The following is a 17,003-nucleotide window of genomic DNA, read 5'->3' on the forward strand; positions in this document are numbered from 1 at the left end:
GGCAACACCGTCGAAATCAACAAACTGTTCAACACGCTTACGGTCTCGGACATGGCTCAAACCACCCCTGTGCATCCCGTAGACGAAGTGCCCCCGGTACGGCAGCTCGCCGCCTTCGGCCTCCAGCACGTCCTCGCGATGTACGCGGGCGCCGTGGCCGTCCCCCTGATCGTCGGCGGCGCGATGAAGCTGTCGCCCACGGATCTGGCGTATCTGATCACCGCCGACCTCCTGGTGTGCGGTATCGCCACGCTCATCCAGTGCATCGGCTTCTGGCGTTTCGGCGTACGGCTCCCGATCATGCAGGGCTGCACCTTCGCGGCCGTGTCACCGATGGTCCTGATCGGCACGACAGGCGGCGGACTCCCGGCGATCTACGGCTCGGTGATCGTCGCGGGCCTCGCGATCATGCTGCTCGCCCCCGTCTTCGGCAAGTTGCTCCGCTTCTTCCCGCCGCTGGTCACGGGCACGGTGATCCTGATCATCGGCATCTCGCTGCTGCCGGTCGCCGGCAACTGGGTCGCGGGCGGCGCCGGATCGGCAGACTTCGGCGCCCCGAAGAACATCGGGCTCGCCGTGTTCGTCCTGGTGGTGGTGCTGGGCGTGCAGCGGTTCGCGCCGGCGTTCCTGAGCCGGATCGCGGTACTGATCGGCATCGGGGTCGGTTTTGCGGTGGCCGTCCCCTTCGGCTTCACGGACTTCGAGGGGGTCGGTGACGCGGACTGGGTCGGGATCAGCACGCCGTTCCACTTCGGGGCGCCGACCTTCGAGTTCTCGGCCATCGTGTCGATGCTGGTCGTGGCACTGGTGACGATGACCGAGACGACCGGTGACCTGATCGCGGTGGGCGAGATGACGGACCGCAGGGTCGAGCCGCGCTCCCTCTCGGACGGTCTGCGCGCCGACGGGCTGTCGACCGTGCTCGGCGGTGTCTTCAACACCTTCCCGTACACGGCGTACGCCCAGAACGTCGGTCTCGTCGGCATGACCCGGGTGCGCAGCCGCTGGGTCGTCGCCACGGCCGGCGGCATCCTGGTCCTGCTGGGCCTGCTGCCCAAGCTGGGTGCTGTGGTCGCGGCCGTACCGGCTCCGGTGCTGGGCGGGGCGGGCCTGGTGATGTTCGGGACGGTCGCGGCGAGCGGCCTGCGGACCCTCACCCGGGTGGACTTCAAGGGCAACAACAACCTGACCGTGGTGGCCGTCTCGGTGGCCGTGGGCGTGCTGCCGGTGGGCGTGCCGACGATCTACGAGAAGTTCCCCGACTGGTTCCAGACGGTGATGAACAGCGGCATCAGCGCGGGCTGTCTGACGGCGATCGTGCTGAACCTGCTCTTCAACCACCTGCCCGGGAAGGCCGGTTCAACCGCTCCCGAGCCGGATGGCCTGGCGGGCGGCGGCGCCGAGGAGGGCGTCGAGAAGTCCCGGGAAGAGGTCGTCTAGGTCGTCCCGGCGCAGGCCGTTCATCTTGGCGGTGCCCTGGTAGACCTGCCGGATCACTCCGCTCTCGCGCAGCACCCGGAAGTGGTGGGTGGTCGTCGACTTGGTCACGGGCAGATCGAAGTGCGAACAGGAGAGCTCGTCGCCGACCGCGGCGAGCTCTCGCACGATCTGCAGACGCATCGGGTCGGAGAGGGCGTGCAGGATGCCCTCCAGCCGGATCTCGCCGCGCTCGGGGTGCGGGAGGGCGCGACTGCTGACGGCGGGGGAGGTCACGGCGGCTCCACTTCTCCGGGTTTCCCGGGGGCTCTCCGGACTCGGGGACCGGTCCTCGGGAAGCCCATTGTACGAGACCTTTCGTAGTTTGACATTCGACGTACTACGATGCCTATCGTACGAGTCCACCACCACCGGTCTTGTTGAATGGAGCCCGCCGTGAGCGCACTCTTCGAGCCGTGCACCCTCCGCGACGTGACGATCCCGAACCGGGTGTGGATGCCGCCGATGTGCCAGTATTCGGCCGCTCCTGAGGGTCCCGAGACCGGCGCCCCGAACGACTGGCACTTCGCGCACTACGCGGCGCGCGCGGCCGGCGGCACGGGCCTGATCATCGTCGAGGCCACCGGCGTCAGCCCCGAGGGCCGTATCTCCCCCTACGACCTCGGCATCTGGAACGACACCCAGGTCGAGGCGTTCCGCCGCATCACCCGCTTCCTGGTCTCCCAGGGCACGGTGCCGGGAATCCAGCTCGCCCACGCCGGCCGCAAGGCCTCCACCGACCAGCCCTGGAAGGGCGGCGCGCCGCTCGCCCCGGACGCGCGAGGATGGCAGCCACTGGGCCCCAGCGCGCTGGCGTACGACACGAAGCACCCGGTTCCGACGGAGCTGACGGCCGATCACATCACGGAGGTGGTGGGCCAGTTCGCGGACGCGGCCCGTCGCGCCCTCGCCGCCGGTTTCGAAGTCGCCGAGATACACGGCGCCCACGGCTATCTGATCGGCAACTTCCTCTCCCCGCACAGCAATCACCGCACCGACGAGTACGGCGGCTCCTTCGAGAACCGCACCCGCTTCGCGCTGGAGGTCGTCGACGCGGTGCGCGAGGTCTGGCCCGACGACAAGCCCCTCTTCTTCCGCATCTCGGCGACCGACTGGCTGGAGGAGGGCGGCTGGACCCCGGACGACACCGTCCGCTTCGCCCACGACCTCCAGGCACACGGCATCGACCTCCTCGATGTCTCCACCGGCGGCAACGCGTCGGGCGTCCGCATCCCGGTGGGCCCCGGCTACCAGGTTCCCTTCGCCGCCCGCGTCAAGGCCGAGACCACCCTCCCGGTCGCCGCGGTCGGCCTCATCACGGAGACCGGACAGGCCGAGAAGATCCTCTCCAACGGCGAGGCGGACGCGGTGCTGCTGGGCCGCGAACTGCTGCGGAACCCGTCCTGGGCGCGGCATGCCGCGCGGGAGCTGGGCGGGGAGGTGCATGTTCCGGAGCAGTACCACCGGTCGGTCTGACGAGCGGGGTCTGCCGCGCTTCCGGCGGGGCGCCGGCACAGTGTGCCGGCGCCCCGCCGGAGGACCGCGAGGGCCGATGAGTGCTCAACTCGCGCTACAGGTCGTTCCGTTGAGTGTGAACGTACCCGGCGCCGCACTGTTCCCGCCGTGATTCGCCTGGTATCCGATGCTGACGCTCGCGTTGGGCGCGATCGTCCCGTTGTACGTCGCGTTCGTCGCCGTCACCGTGCCGGAGGACGGCGTGTACGTGGCGCCCCAGCCGTTGGTGAGGGTCTGGCCGGTGGGGAGGGTGAAGGCCAGCTGCCAGCTGTTGATCGCGGTGGTGCCGGTGTTGGTGATCGTCAAGGACGCCGTCAGGCCCGTGTTCCAGGCGTTGGTCGTCGCCGTCACCTTGCAGGCGCCGGGCTGGGGTTGGGGTGCGGGGCCCGAGCTGTCGAGGCCGAAGAAGGTGAGGGCGCGGGAGGCCATGCCCCAGGCGTAGAGGTTGTGGCCGACGCCCTGGAGGCTGATCGCCTCGACGGGGGCCCGGTCACCGGTGGCGCCGTAGCGGGTGCGGGTCCAGCCGGAGGCCGGCGAGTCGGTGGCGGCCGGCGTCTGGCTGACGCCGAGGACGTTCGTCCACTGCTTGATCTCCTCCCCGAAGTTGGGGTAGCGCAGCACGTCGTCCTCGGTGCCGTGCCACACCTGCATGCGTGGCCGGGTGCCGGTGTAGCCGGGGTAGGCGGCGCGGACCAGGTCGCCCCACTCCTGCGGAGTGTGGGTGATCGTGCCGCCCGAGCAGGCGCTGTTCCACTCCGAGCCGTCGGTCGTCGCGAAGCAGCCGAACGGGACGCCCGAGAAGGCGGCGCCCGCCGCGAACACGTCCGGGTAGTCGCCGAGCAGGACGTTCGTCATCATCGCGCCGGAGGAGATGCCGGTGGCGTAGATCCTGCTGGTGTCGGCGGAGTAGGTGCTCACCGTCCAGTCGATCATCGACTTGATCCCGACGGGGTCGCTGCCGCCGCCCCGTTTCAGCGCCTGCGGCGAGGACACGTCGAAGCACTTGCTGGACCGGGTGACCGAGGGGTAGATCACCACGAAGCCGTAGGTGTCGGCCAGTTGGGCCCACTCGGTGCCGTTGTGCATGGCCGGTCCGGAGCCGGTGCAGTAGTGCACGGCCACGACGACCGCGGGGTGCGCGGTGACGTTGTCCGGCACGTACAGATACATCTGGAGATTGCTGGGATTCGTACCGAAGTCGGTGATCTCGGTGAGGGTCGCCGTGGGGGCGGCCTCCGTGCGGGCCGATGCGGTGGGGGCGGCGAAGAGCACCGCCGCGAGTAACAACAGCAGGGCCGGCAGCACCGACCTCAGCGGTCTCCTGGGGGTGATGGACACGTCCTTGCCCCTTTCGGTCAGCGGTAACAGCAGGAGGAGTTCGTCCGGGTCAACAGGGCCGGGCTGCCAGGGCAGTTGGGTGCAGCTTTCGCTCGCGGGCGGGTCCAGGCCCTGGTAGGGGTTGCGCAGTCGGCAGGCCGGCGGCGTCACGTGCCGCCCGGACTGTCGGCGGGCCAGGCGCGAAAGGAGCGGCGCCGTCTTCTTCCCCGACGACAACCGGCCACCAGTACTGGTTCGAGGCCAGCAAGGCAGCGGTCGGTCCGGTCGCGGTTCGGGTCCTTGGTCGGAGGACCCGCCGAAGGAGTCCGGCGGCGGGCTGGTCCGCCCGCCCGCCCGCCGCCGGCTCGGGGACGAGGGCAGGCGAGTCCCAGGGCGCCCGAGGTGAGCACCAGGCCGCTGCTGAACGTACGCATAGGTGGAGCCACCACCGACTCGCCCCTCTCGGAAGTTCTCGAATCTCTCGGAAGGGAAGCGTCCGGCGAGCATCGTGGCATGCACATGGCTGCCATGGAAGCGCTCCCACACGTCGAAAGAATTCGCTCGCCCCCGCTGGCCCTTCCCCCACCCGGACGGCCGAATGTCTTCTGCGCAAAGCGTTGACCAGAAAGCGCTTACCCTCTACGTTCCGTTCAGCGATGTGACCGGCCCGCAGCCCCAGGGCCCTACATGGCCGCTCTGCACTGCGCACGTAGTTCAACATGGCGAACAGTTTTTACGTACATGACCGAACAGGCACCATGCAGGCACCACGAAGGGACGCACCCCGCATGCGTACTCGCCCCCCACGTACACACGCGCAAAGATCCGCTCTGGCCGCCGGTGCGGCCGCGCTCGCGACGGCGGCCGCCCTGGCCGTCCCGCAGCCGGCCGGGGCCGCCGAGACCTCCCCCATCGGTTTCGGCGCCGGAACGACCGGCGGCGGCAGCGCCTCCGCGGTCACCGTCTCCACGCTGAGCGCCTTCAAGACGGCCGTCACCGGCAGCACGGCGAAGGTCGTCAAGGTCAACGGCCTGATCTCGCTGAGCGGTACGGTCGACGTCGGCTCCAACACCACGGTGCTGGGCGTCGGTTCGTCCTCCGGGTTCACCGGCGGCGGGCTGCGGCTGAAGAAGGTCACGAACGTCGTCGTCCGCAACCTGAACATCAGCAAGCCCCTCGCGCCCGCCGACGGCATCGAGGTGCAGGCCTCGACGAAGGTGTGGATCGACCACAACTCCTTCTCGGCGGACCGTGATCACGACAAGGACTACTACGACGGTCTGCTGGACATCAACCACGGCTCGGACAACGTCACGGTGTCCTGGAACACCTTCAAGGACCACTTCAAGGGCTCGCTCGTCGGACACAGCGACAACAACGCGAGCGAGGACACCGGCCATCTGAAGGTGACGTACCACCACAACTGGTTCAACAACGTCAACTCGCGCATCCCCAGTCTGCGCTTCGGCACCGGGCACTTCTACGACAACTACGTCGTCGGCGCCGAGACCGCGGTGCACTCGCGCATGGGCGCCCAGATGCTCGTGGAGAACAACGTCTTCCGGAGCACCGGAGTCGCTGTCACCACGAACCGGAGCAGTGACGTGGACGGCTACGCCAACCTGCGCGGCAACGACCTCGGCGGAGCCGCCACCGAGGTCTCCCGGGTCGGCACCTTCACCACCGCTCCGTACGGCTACACCGCCGAGCCCGCCTCCTCCGTCGTCACCTCGGTGACGGGCGGCGCGGGCACCGGAAAGATCTGACCACCCCCAACCCGTCCACCCCCCGACATGGAAGAAGGAATCGGGACATGACTTCTTCGACACGTCCACGCGCGCGTACCCGCGCGCTGACCGGAGCCGTGGCCGCACTCGGCCTCTCGGTTGGCATGATCATGACACTCAACGCACCGTCGGCCAGCGCCGCCACCTGGCCGACGGCGAACGGCAGCCAGGCGGTCTCCTCGACCATCCAGCTGTCCGGCACCAAGGACTACGGGATGAAGCGCCTGTACGGCACGGGCGACCTGGGCAGCGACAGCCAGGACGAGGACCAGGGTCCGATCCTGAACCTGGCCGCGGGCACCGTCCTGAAGAACGTCATCATCGGGGCTCCCGCCGCCGACGGCATCCACTGCGCGGGCAGCTGCACGCTGCAGAACGTGTGGTGGGAGGACGTCGGCGAGGACGCGGCGACCTTCCGCGGCTCCTCGTCGTCGAACGTGTACACCGTCTCCGGCGGTGGCGCGCGGTCGGCCAGCGACAAGGTGTTCCAGTTCAACGGCGCCGGGACGCTCAACGTCTCCAACTTCGCGGTGCAGAACTTCGGCACCTTCGTGCGGTCCTGCGGCAACTGCTCGACGCAGTACAAGCGGACGATCAACCTCAACACCATCGAGGCGACCTACTCGGGCAACAAGCTCGTCGGCATCAACACCAACTACGGCGACAGCGCGACCCTGAAGAAGATCACGATCGTCGGAGACTCCAGCAAGAAGATCGTCCCGTGCCAGAAGTACATCGGGAACAACACGGGCAAGGAGCCGACCACGAACGGCTCCGGACCGGACAGCACTTACTGCAAGTACGCGACGTCCGACATCACCTACAAGTAGCCGCTCGGTAGGTGAAGGCGGCCGTACGAAGCGTCCCCGCACGGCGCTTCGCACGGCCGCCGTGTCATGTGCGGAGCCGGCTCTGGGGCACGGTGTCCGACAGCTCCCCTTGATAGGCCGCATACGCGGAGCGCAGTTCCGCACCCGGCCAGTTTGGCGGCAGGAGCTCGGGCGGCAGCACCGGGTCGGTCAGCAGATGCCGTACGACGGCCGCGAAGCCGGTGAGCCGGTCCGCGGGCCGGTCCGCGCGCGTGACCTGAGTGAGCAGCGCCCGGGACCGGGCCGCCCAGCCGCCGAGGGACCACAGCTCGGCGGCCAGTTCCGGCCCGGGGCGACCGGGGCGGGCCGTGTAGCGCTGGGCGACCGCGTCGAGGTCGTCCGGAAGCGATCGGAGCAGGTTGGCGGGGCGCAGCCAGACGCCCTCACGGAGTTCGGCGAGCCGGAGGGCGGTCAGCCGCGCGCGCAGCTCGGCGCGTTCGGCCGGCCCACGGCCCGTCGCCGTGATCACGACCATCTCCCAGTCGCCGCTCCACGCGCGCGTGCGGGGGTGCACGGAGTCGTCCTGACGGCGCTGACGAGCGAGCAGCCGGTCACTGAGACCGTAGACGGTATCGGCACGTCGCAGGTCACCGGCGCTCACCATCCGGCTGAGAGCGGCACGCAGCGTGGAGCCGCCGACGCCGAACGGCTCCACCGCGCGGACCAGGTCCTTCACGGGCATCTCCGGCGGATGCGCGCCGAGCAGCAGGCTCAGGACGACCGACCGCGCGGACAACGGCCGCAGATCGACCTCGTCAGGCTGCTCCGACACGTTCCTCCGCATGGTCACGTACTGTACGACTTCCTCATTGTTGCACTATTGCTACGACCGAAGCAGGAGTGCAACATGGGTGTCATGGTCTCCATACCCGCGCCCGAACAGACCGCCACCCACGCCGTCACCAACCAGCCGCCTCCGCTGAGTCCGTACGACGCCTCCGACGACCCCGTCCTGCTGGAAGGGCTGCGCCGCGAGGGCGCCGGCTGGGCCGAGGAGGGCATCCGGCGGCTCGGTCTGCGGGCCGGGAGCGCCGAGGCCCAGGAGTGGGCGGATCAGGCCAACCGGCACGAGCCGGTACTGCGCACGCACGACCGGTACGGCAACCGCGTCGACGAGGTCGACTTCCACCCGAGCTGGCACCACCTGATGAGGACCGCCGTCGCCGAGGGACTGGCCGGCACCCCGTGGTCCGAAGACCGGCCCGGCGCCCATGTCGCCCGCACGGCAGGCGGGTTGGTGTGGGGGCACACGGACGCGGGCCACGGCTGCCCCACGTCGATGACGTACGCGGCGATCCCGGCGCTGCGCAAGGAGCCGGAGCTGGCGAAGGTCTACGAGCCGCTGCTGACCGGCCGCGAGTACGAGCCCGAGCTCAGCGTGCCGGCCGAGAAGCGCGGGCTGCTCGCCGGCATGGGGATGACCGAGAAGCAGGGCGGCTCCGACGTCCGCACGAACACCACCGTGGCGACGCCCACCGCGGAGTCGGGCGTGTACACGCTGCGCGGGCACAAGTGGTTCACGTCGGCGCCGATGTGCGACGTGTTCCTGGTGCTGGCGCAGGCGCCCGGCGGGCTGTCGTGCTTCCTCGTCCCGCGCATCCTGCCGGACGGCAGCCGCAACACCTTCCGCATCCAGCGCCTCAAGGACAAGCTCGGCAACCGGTCGAACGCCTCCTCCGAGCCCGAGTTCGACGGGACGGTCGCCTGGCTGGTCGGTCCCGAGGGACAGGGCGTCAAGACGATCATCGAGATGGTCAACTGCACGCGGCTGGACTGCGTGATGATGTCGGCGACCCTGATGCGCAGGACGCTCGTCGAGGCGGGACACCATGCCCGGCATCGCAGCGCGTTCGGCGCCCGGCTGGTTGACCAGCCGCTGATGCGCAACGTCCTGGCCGATCTGGCGCTGGAGTCCGAGGCCGCCACCGCCCTCACGCTACGGCTCGCGGGCGCCGCCGACCGCGCGGTGCGCGGGGACGCCGGCGAGCAGGCGTTCCGCCGCATCGCCACCGCCGTCGGCAAGTACTGGGTCACCAAGCGGGGTCCGGCCTTCACCGCTGAGGCCCTGGAATGCCTCGGTGGCAACGGCTACGTGGAGGACTCGGGCATGCCCCGGCACTACCGGGAGGCTCCCCTGCTGTCGATCTGGGAGGGGTCCGGGAACGTCAACGCGCTCGACGTCCTGCGGGCGTTGCGCCGTGCGCCGGACACCGCTCAGGCGCTGTTCGGCGAACTCGCCCTGGCCCAGGGGGCGGACGCCCGGCTGGACGCGGCCGTCGCCCGGCTCAAGGACCTGTTGGCCACGACGTCCGAGGCGGGCGCCCGCCGGCTGGTGGAACACATGGCCCTCACCCTCCAGGCCTCCCTCCTCGTCCGGCACGCCCCGTCCGCGGTCGCCGACGCCTTCTGCGCGACACGACTCGGTGGCGACTGGGGGCACGCCTTCGGCACCCTGCCCGACGCGGCGGAGGTGGAGCTGATCCTCGACCGAGCGCTGCCTGGCCGCAACTGATCCTCCCCCGCTGTCGGATCAATACGGGCGGTACGGCCGACGCGTCTCCCTGAACGGACCCCAGCGCTTCCGCCGCGCACTCCGCCCCCGAGGATCTGTGGGGGGCGAGAGTCCGCCGCGTGTGCGCTCCGGCAGATCTCCGGGGAAGGGGAGCTCTCCGCGCCGGTCCTGCGGACGGCCCGGACGGAGAATCCGCACACGCGCCGGACCATCACCGCCTGCCTGGCCGCCCTGGTTCCTGCCGGAGCCGACAGCCATGAGGTGCTGGACGACGAGCGGTTGGTACGGGCTTGCCGGGAGGTTTTGGAGGGCGGTAGCCGCACGCAGTGGTTGCACACTGTTGGTTCACTCCACGCGGCCCTGCCGGCCGGTGTCACCTCCCGTCGGCCCGCCTCCCGCCCCACAGCGGGCCGAAGTGCGCCCAGTCCGTGTCCCACTGGTCGAGGCGGCGGCGCTCCATACGGCCGCGGAGGACCCGACCGCCCACGAAGGGGACGGCCGCGGTGCTGAAGCCGACCAGGATGCCGATCAACGCCGCGCGGATCTGTGCCTGGCCCTTGGTTGCGGGCTGGGTCATCAGACGGCCCCGGGCGTCGGTCCAGACGGTGACCGGGGTGCCCTGGGTGCTGCCGGGATCCACGCGGACCTGACCCTCGTGGGCCGAGCCGTCGGCCCCGGTCCAGGCCACTTTGCCCCACACCCGTTCACCGCTCGCCGTGCCCGGGTCGGCCGTGCCCGGCGCCCGGTCGACGAGACGGGCCACCACGGGCCGCCACTCGACGCGCTCCAGCGCCAGCTGGTGCTCGACCGACCGGCTCACCCCCAGACCGGCTGACACCCCGGCCAGCACGGTGAGCAGCCAGGCACCGAGCACGACCCACGCCTCGACGGTGTCGGCGCGTCGTCTGAGTGGATTGCGCCGCCAACGCCACAGCCAGACCTTGGGACCACGGAACGCCATCGAAGGCATCCTCCTCATGAGCGACGGGCGCACGAACATGCCGGACCGACCTCCCATACGGGGGAGCCGTCCTCCATGCTCACGGCTCACGGCGAGTTCTCCGTCACGACGGTCGCACCGGGCCGTCCACCGCCGCGGGCATCTTCCCGAAAGCGGCCCGTCAATCGCCGCAGCCGGTTACCATCCCCGCCCTGACCTGCGATGAAGGCCTTTCCAGAGGTGACTGTCAGTGGTGGGGTGCAGACTGGCCGGTGTCTGGGACAAAGACGTCACGGAGGTGATCGGTATGACTGAGAAGCTGCTTGCCGTGGGGACGCGCAAAGGTCTGTTCATCGGGCGTGGGCGCGGCGGCACCTGGGAGTTCGACGAGAGCCCGTATTTCAACGCGCAGGCCGTGTACTCGGTTGCCATCGACACCCGGGGCAAGCGCCCGCGGCTGCTGGTCGGCGGTGACAGCGCGCACTGGGGCCCCTCCGTGTTCCACTCCGACGACCTGGGCCGCACCTGGACGGAGCCGGCCCAGCCCGCGGTGAAGTTCCCGAAGGACACCGAAGCCTCCCTGGAGCGGGTCTGGCAGCTGCACCCGGCGGCCGCCGAGCCGGACGTGGTGTACGCGGGCACGGAACCGGCCGCGTTGTACCGCTCCGAGGACCGTGGGGAGAGTTTCGAGCTCGTCCGTCCGCTGTGGGAGCATCCGACCCGTTCGAAGTGGGTGCCGGGCGGTGGCGGTGAGGGCCTGCACACCGTCCTGACGGACAAGCGGGATCCGCGCGCGGTGACGGTGGCCGTCTCGACCGCCGGGGTGTTCCGCACCAAGGACGGCGGTTCGAGCTGGGAGCCGTCCAACTCCGGTGTCTCCGCGGTGTTCCTGCCCGACCCCAACCCGGAGTTCGGCCAGTGCGTGCACAAGGTGGCCCGGGACGCGGCCGATCCGGACCGGCTGTACCTCCAGAACCACTGGGGTGTGTACAGAAGCGACGACGCGGGGGCGCACTGGACGGACATCGGCGAGGGACTGCCGTCCACCTTCGGCTTCGCGGTGGCCGCCCATCCGCACCGCGGTGAGACGGCGTACGTCTTTCCGATCAACGCCGACGCGGACCGCGTCCCGGCCGGTCACCGATGCCGGGTCTTCCGCACGGCGGACGCGGGCAAGAGCTGGGAGCCACTCACAGCGGGTCTGCCGCAGGAGGACCACTACGGCACGGTGCTGCGGGACGCGATGTGCACGGACGACGCGGACCCGGCCGGCGTCTACTTCGGCAACCGCAACGGCGAGGTGTACGCCTCGGCCGACGACGGCGACAGCTGGCGGCAGTTGGCCTCGCATCTGCCGGACGTGCTGTGTGTGCGGGCGGCGGTGGTCGCGTGATCCAGCCCTGCGACGAGGTACGGGCACTGATCGTCGGTCAGGAGGCCTGAACGTCTGGAACGCTGAACGTCGGCGATCGTCTCGCGCCCGACACCGGAATCCGTCAACCCGTCCCGTACCCACCGCCCGACAGGGTCTGCAGCGCCGAGGTCACGGCATCGGCCATCGCCCGGCGCGCCGCGGTGAGGGCGGGGCGGGGGTCGACGGCCGCGGGCGTCGCGGCGAGTGTGTCGCGGACCGCGCCGGTGAAGGCGGCATTCAGTGCCGTACCGATGTTGACCTTGACCATGCCGGCCGCCACCGCCTGCCGGAGCTCCTCGTCGGGCACGCCCGTCGAGCCGTGCAGGACCAGCGGCACGGGGACCGCCTTGGCGAGGCGGGCGATGAGACCGTGGTCCAGCCGGGCGGTGCGCGTGGTCATCGCGTGGGAGCTGCCGACCGCGACGGCCAGTGCGTCCACCCCGGTGGCGGACACGAAGTCGCGCGCCTGGTCGGGGTCCGTGCGTGCCGTAGGTGCGTGCACTCCGTCCTTGCCGCCGATCTCGCCGAGTTCCGCCTCCAGCCACAGACCCTGTGCGTGCGCCCACTGGGCCGCCGCGCGCGTGGCGGCGACGTTCTGAGCGTGCGGCAGCGCGGACGCGTCGAACATGACGGATCCGAAGCCGCAGTCCGCGGCGCGTCGCAGCAGCTCTTCGTCGGTGACATGGTCCAGGTGCAGCGCCACGGGGACGCCGGCCGTCTCGGCGAGCGCTACGGTGGCGCGGGCTATCGGGGCGAGCCGGCTGCCGTGGAACCGCACGGCGTTCTCGCTGATCTGGCAGATGACCGGGCGGCCCGCGGCTTCCGCCCCGGTGACCACGGCCTCGGCGTGCTCCAGGGTGATCACGTTGAACGCGCCGACGGCCCGTCCGTCGCGGTACGCGGAGCTCACCACGTCGGCGGTGGGAGTCAGCGGCACGGACGGCCTCCTGTCGCGGAATGCGAGGGCAGGGGCCGGGGCGGGGATTCGCGGGTAGTGCAGGGTTTTGCTCGTTTGGCGACCATAAAGCACCCAATCATGCGCTGTGGTTTCATTGGGGTGCGCACTTCGCGGCGCACACCACCGACAGGGAGTTGTGAGACATGGCGGCACCGCAGGCCCGGTGGAGCGCGCTGCTGGAGATGCTGACGCGCGACGGGCGGATCGAAGTCGAGTCGGCTGCCGAGGAGTTGCGTGTCTCCGCCGCGACCATCAGGCGCGACCTCGACGAGCTGGCCCGCCAGCAGATGGTCACCCGCACGCACGGCGGAGCCGTGATCAACGCCATCGCCTATGACCTGCCCCTGCGCTACAAGGCCGCGCGCAAGGCTCCGGAGAAGGAGCGGATCGCGGACGCGGCCGCCGGGCTGGTGAAGGCCGGCGCCGTGGTGGGGCTGAACGGCGGCACCACGACCACCGAGGTGGCGCGAGCTCTGGCCACCCGCGCCGACCTGAGTTCCGGCGGCGCGGAGACGGCGGTCACCGTGGTGACCAACGCCCTGAACATCGCCAACGAGCTGGTCGTACGGCGGCACGTCAAGCTCGTGGTGACCGGCGGGGTGGCCCGCCCTGCGTCCTACGAGCTGATCGGACCGCTGGCCACCGAACTGCTCGCGGAGATCGCACTGGACCAGGTCTTCATCGGAGTGGACGCCATCGACGTGGCCCACGGGGCGACCGCCCACCACGAGGGCGAGGCCAGCATCAACCGGGCCCTGGCCCGCCGGGCGCAGCAGGTCGTCGCGGTCGCCGACTCCTCCAAGCTGAACCGACGGGCCTTCGCCCGCATCTGCCCGGTGGCGGACATCGACGTCCTGGTGACCGACAAGGCCGCCTCGGACGAACTGACCGAGTCGTTCGAGGCGGCCGGTGTGGAGGTCATCCGCGCCTGACGCCGAGCGCCGCTGCCGTACCGGCCCCCGCGACGGCCCCGGCTGCGATGCGGATCCCGGCGTCATCCGCGCACGCCGCCCGCGGTCAGGCCGGCGACGAGGTAGCGCTCCACGAAGACGAACAGCACCACCACGGGCACGATCGCGACGATCGAGGTGGCGAACAGGTACTGCCACTGCTCGTGGTACGAGGTGACGAAGCCGGGGATCGCCCTGGTCAGCGTCATCCGGTTGCCGGACGAGGTGATCGTGAGCGCCACCACGTACTCGTTCCACGCGCCGATGAAGGTGTAGACGAGCGCGGTCACCACGCCGGGCATGGCGAGCGGCAGGATGACACGGGTCAGGGCGCCGAACCGACCGGTGCCATCCAGCCAGGCCGCCTCCTCGAGTTCCTTGGGGATGCTCGCGAAGTACGCGTTGAGGATCCACACGCAGAACGGCAGGTTGAATGCCGCGTTCACCAGGATGAGGCCCTCGGCGGTGTCGGTCAGGTTGAGGCTGACCATCTCCCGGTAGATGCCGACCAGCAGCGCGGTCGGCGCGAACATCTGGGTGACGAGTACGAGGATCAGGAAGGCGCCGCGCCCCCGGAAGCGGTGCCGTGCGGTGTAGTACGCGGCGGGCAGTCCGACGGCCAGGGCGAGCAGCGTCGACGCCCCGGCGACGTACAGCGAGAACAGCAGCGCCTCTCCGACGCGTGGGTCGGTGAGCGACCAGATCTGCGTGAAGTTCGACCACTGCCAGTGGGAGGGCAGGTAGGACGGCGGGGACTTCATCAGTTCGGGCGTGGGTTTGAGCGCTGTCAGCAGCATTTCGGCGTAGGGCGCGAGAAACGCGAGCGCCACCAGCCAGCCGGCCGCGGTGAGCAGGACGGTGCGCAGTTTCATCGGTCGTGGCCGCCTCCTGGGCGGCGTGGAGGTGCGGGGACTGACGGCGGTTCTGCTCACGCGGTGTCCTCCTGTCGGCGGACGACGCGCAGATAGACCAGCACCACGGCGAGGACCAGCCCGAAGTTGACGACGGCCATGGCGGCCGACTCCCCCACCGACTGGTTGTCGAAGGCGAGTTTGTACAGGTAGGTGGTGGTCGTGTCGGTGCTGAAGCCGGGGCCGCCGCGCGTCATGGCCCAGATGATGGGGAACGAGTTGAACACGTTGATGACGTTGATGATCGCGGCGACCACCAGCGAGGGCCGCAGCAGCGGCAGGGTGATGCCGAGGTAGGCGCGGACCGGGCCCGCACCGTCCACCCGCGCCGCCTCGTAGACCTCGCCCGGGATGCTCTGCAGACCGGCCAGCAGGACGAACGAGGTGAACGGCAGCGAGACGAACACCGCCACGCCCATCATCGCCGCGAGTGCCTGCCCCGGATGGGCCAGCCAGTTGACGGGGGCGTCGAGCACCCCGATGTCCATGAGCAGCCGGTTGATCACGCCGTAGAAGTTGTTGAGCATCCAGCGCCAGATGAGCGCCGTCATCAGCACGGACGAGGCCCAGGGCACGATCATCGCCCACCGCACCAGCCGGCGCCCCGGGAAGCTCGCGTTCAGCAGTTGGGACAGGCCGAGGGAGACCAGGATCGTGACGGTGACGACCCCGACGACCCACACGACGGTGCGCAGCAGCACTCCGGGCAGGTCGCCCTCGGCGAACAGGTCGGTGTAGTTGCGGAGGCCGGCGAATCCCTCGGACAGTCCGGTGGAGCTCACCTTCGTCAGGGACGTACGGATCATCTCGATGATCGGCCAGACGACCATGGTCAGGATGAGGAGGGTCGCGGGCCCGAGCCACAACAGGGGCTCGAGCGCGCGCCATGACCTGCGACGGCGGCGCGGCGGATGCGGCGCCGGCGCCACCGGGGCCGGGTGTTCGGCCCCGGTGGCGCTTGCGGTGACATCGTGTACGGCCACCGAAGTCAGTCGCCCTTCTGCGCGGTCTTCTGGATCTCGCCCAGGACCTTCGCCGGGTCGCCGCCCGCCACCCCCGTGCCGATGCGCTGTTTCACGGCACCGTCGACCGCGGCCCACGCCGGATCGTCGGCGGGGGCGAACTCGGCGCTGGAGAGGGCATCGACGAACGGCTTGTAGTAAGCGGCGTTCCGGCTGTCGGAGCTGAGCACCTGACCGGCCGACTCGGTGACCGACAGGAACCCCTCGGTGGAGACGAACTTGGCGGCGTTCTCCTTCTGGTAGAAGAAGTCGAGGAATTTCTTCACCGCCGCCTTGTTCGACCCGTCGCTCTTCTTGAACGCGACGAGGTAGTCCTGCACGCCGAGCGTCTTGTGGGTGCTGCCGTCCTTGCTGGGCAGGGCCGCGACGCCGTAGTTCAGTTCGGCGTCGACCGGGTCGATGAAGCCCTTCCGCATGAAGACCGCCCCGTTGAGCATGCCGATCTTGCCCTGGGCGAACTGGTTGAAGACGTCCTTGCGGTTGGTGGCCTCCGGGTTGGGCTGGGTGACCTTTTCCTTCGTCAGTTTCCGCAGGTAGCTGAGGGTGTCGACATTGGCCTGCTGGTCGATCGTCCACTTGCCCGAGGCGTCGGTCCAGCCGCCGCCGTTGTTCATCGCCCAGATCTGGAACTCGGCCTGGGCCTCCTCGGGGCCCAGGGGCAGCCCGAGGCCGATGTAACCGGCCTGCTTGATCTTCTTGGCGTCGGCCTCGACCTCGGCCCAGGTGGACGGCGGCTTGGCTATGCCCGCCTTGGCGAAGATGTCCTTGTTGTAGAAGAACAGGCGCGCGCTGGAGATGAAGGGCAGGCCGTACTGGGCCCCGTTGTACTGCGCCTTCTGCCGGAACAGCGGGAGGAAGTCGGCCAGCACCTTGGGCGAGACGACGTCCTGTGCCTTGTGAACCAGGCCGTCGCGGGCGAAGTCGGAGAACTTGTTGTAGTTGAGGATGTCGGGTTCCTGCTTGGTCTGGACGTACGTCTTGACCTTGGAGTCCATCTGCTCCCAGTCGACGACTTCGAGGTTCACCCGGTAGCCGGGGTTCGCCTTTTCGAAGTCCTTGATCAGCGCAGTCCAGTAGGCCTGGGTGTCGTCGTCGTACTTCGCCGCGACGAACCTGATCGTCTTGCCGTCGGATCCGCCGCTGTCCGAGGCGCTGCCCTTGCCACAACCGGTGAGGGCCAGTGCCAGGGCCGTACCCCCGGCGAGGCCCGCGAGGTGCCGTTTCACGGAGTACCTCTCCGCACGCATGGCGTGCTTGTTCAAGCGCGTGCTCGCCTGATTGCGCGCTCGCTTGCTTGTTTATGCTCGATTCCTGGTGCTATCAATCATCGAA

15 protein-coding genes are annotated in these 17,003 nt (G+C 69.6%); 7 read left to right on the top strand and 8 right to left on the bottom strand.

All coding sequences use genetic code 11. The features are described 5' to 3' along the window. The first annotated feature begins 51 nt into the window (after positions 1 to 51). On the top strand, positions 52 to 1,440 hold the full coding sequence (locus tag AQJ46_RS22845) for a nucleobase:cation symporter-2 family protein (protein WP_059207685.1): 1,389 nt from the start codon (positions 52 to 54) through the stop codon (positions 1,438 to 1,440). Here AQJ46_RS22845 and AQJ46_RS22850 read toward each other — a convergent pair. Next, positions 1,360 to 1,713, bottom strand: coding sequence for an ArsR/SmtB family transcription factor (locus AQJ46_RS22850; RefSeq protein ID WP_059207376.1), 354 nt, complete (start codon positions 1,711 to 1,713; stop codon positions 1,360 to 1,362). The genes AQJ46_RS22845 and AQJ46_RS22850 overlap by 81 nt on opposite strands. 159 nt (positions 1,714 to 1,872) lie before the next feature. On the opposite strand from AQJ46_RS22850, the gene AQJ46_RS22855 reads away from it, so the two are divergent. Next, the gene (locus tag AQJ46_RS22855) at positions 1,873 to 2,952 is read left to right on the top strand and encodes an NADH:flavin oxidoreductase/NADH oxidase (RefSeq protein WP_057609755.1); all 1,080 of its coding nucleotides are present in this window, start codon (positions 1,873 to 1,875) and stop codon (positions 2,950 to 2,952) included. Between the two features lie 84 nt (positions 2,953 to 3,036). Here the strand turns inward: AQJ46_RS22855 and AQJ46_RS22860 are convergent, their stop codons facing one another. Then, positions 3,037 to 4,329 carry an extracellular catalytic domain type 1 short-chain-length polyhydroxyalkanoate depolymerase gene (locus tag AQJ46_RS22860; protein WP_404828481.1) on the bottom strand — a complete coding sequence of 431 codons (1,293 nt, stop codon included), beginning with the start codon at positions 4,327 to 4,329 and terminating at the stop codon, positions 3,037 to 3,039. Positions 4,330 to 5,096: 767 nt separating this feature from the next. Here AQJ46_RS22860 and AQJ46_RS22865 point away from each other — a divergent pair. Then, the gene (locus AQJ46_RS22865; protein ID WP_059207378.1) at positions 5,097 to 6,074 is read left to right on the top strand and encodes a pectate lyase family protein; all 978 of its coding nucleotides are present in this window, start codon (positions 5,097 to 5,099) and stop codon (positions 6,072 to 6,074) included. 47 nt (positions 6,075 to 6,121) lie between these two features. Next, positions 6,122 to 6,925, top strand: coding sequence for a pectate lyase (locus tag AQJ46_RS22870; RefSeq protein WP_059207379.1), 804 nt, complete (start codon positions 6,122 to 6,124; stop codon positions 6,923 to 6,925). Between the two features lie 64 nt (positions 6,926 to 6,989). Here the strand turns inward: AQJ46_RS22870 and AQJ46_RS22875 are convergent, their stop codons facing one another. Then, a complete protein-coding gene (locus AQJ46_RS22875) occupies positions 6,990 to 7,748 on the bottom strand; it encodes a PaaX family transcriptional regulator C-terminal domain-containing protein (RefSeq protein WP_059207686.1) in 759 nt (252 codons plus the stop codon). Between the two features lie 63 nt (positions 7,749 to 7,811). Between AQJ46_RS22875 and AQJ46_RS22880 the strand changes: the two genes are divergently transcribed. Next, positions 7,812 to 9,476 (top strand): DNA alkylation response protein, encoded by a 1,665-nt coding sequence (locus AQJ46_RS22880; RefSeq protein WP_059207380.1) that lies wholly within the window; start codon positions 7,812 to 7,814, stop codon positions 9,474 to 9,476. A 373-nt stretch (positions 9,477 to 9,849) separates the two neighbouring features. Here the strand turns inward: AQJ46_RS22880 and AQJ46_RS22885 are convergent, their stop codons facing one another. Further along, positions 9,850 to 10,437: an Rv1733c family protein gene (locus tag AQJ46_RS22885; RefSeq protein ID WP_059207381.1), complete on the bottom strand. Its 588-nt coding sequence runs from the start codon at positions 10,435 to 10,437 to the stop codon at positions 9,850 to 9,852. Between the two features lie 229 nt (positions 10,438 to 10,666). On the opposite strand from AQJ46_RS22885, the gene AQJ46_RS22890 reads away from it, so the two are divergent. Beyond that, the gene (locus tag AQJ46_RS22890) at positions 10,667 to 11,809 is read left to right on the top strand and encodes a WD40/YVTN/BNR-like repeat-containing protein (protein ID WP_059207382.1); all 1,143 of its coding nucleotides are present in this window, start codon (positions 10,667 to 10,669) and stop codon (positions 11,807 to 11,809) included. 103 nt (positions 11,810 to 11,912) lie between these two features. Here the strand turns inward: AQJ46_RS22890 and AQJ46_RS22895 are convergent, their stop codons facing one another. Then, positions 11,913 to 12,767, bottom strand: coding sequence for a class II fructose-bisphosphate aldolase (locus tag AQJ46_RS22895; protein WP_059207383.1), 855 nt, complete (start codon positions 12,765 to 12,767; stop codon positions 11,913 to 11,915). Positions 12,768 to 12,931: 164 nt separating this feature from the next. On the opposite strand from AQJ46_RS22895, the gene AQJ46_RS22900 reads away from it, so the two are divergent. Beyond that, complete coding sequence (locus AQJ46_RS22900) at positions 12,932 to 13,720, top strand: DeoR/GlpR family DNA-binding transcription regulator (RefSeq protein WP_057609763.1); 789 nt, start codon at positions 12,932 to 12,934, stop codon at positions 13,718 to 13,720. A 62-nt stretch (positions 13,721 to 13,782) separates the two neighbouring features. Here the strand turns inward: AQJ46_RS22900 and AQJ46_RS22905 are convergent, their stop codons facing one another. From AQJ46_RS22905 to AQJ46_RS22915, 3 genes are read right to left on the bottom strand one after another with little or no spacing between them, the layout of a single operon-like run. Then, the gene (locus AQJ46_RS22905) at positions 13,783 to 14,610 is read right to left on the bottom strand and encodes a carbohydrate ABC transporter permease (RefSeq protein ID WP_079072397.1); all 828 of its coding nucleotides are present in this window, start codon (positions 14,608 to 14,610) and stop codon (positions 13,783 to 13,785) included. 56 nt (positions 14,611 to 14,666) lie between these two features. Next, on the bottom strand, positions 14,667 to 15,632 hold the full coding sequence (locus tag AQJ46_RS22910) for a carbohydrate ABC transporter permease (protein WP_225887380.1): 966 nt from the start codon (positions 15,630 to 15,632) through the stop codon (positions 14,667 to 14,669). A 5-nt stretch (positions 15,633 to 15,637) separates the two neighbouring features. Continuing rightward, positions 15,638 to 16,918, bottom strand: a complete 1,281-nt coding sequence (locus AQJ46_RS22915) for an extracellular solute-binding protein (RefSeq protein ID WP_225887381.1) — start codon at positions 16,916 to 16,918, stop codon at positions 15,638 to 15,640. Between the last annotated feature and the right edge of the window lie 85 nt (positions 16,919 to 17,003).

The organism is Streptomyces canus (assembly GCF_001514145.1).
In the GTDB taxonomy this organism is placed as follows: domain Bacteria; phylum Actinomycetota; class Actinomycetes; order Streptomycetales; family Streptomycetaceae; genus Streptomyces; species Streptomyces canus.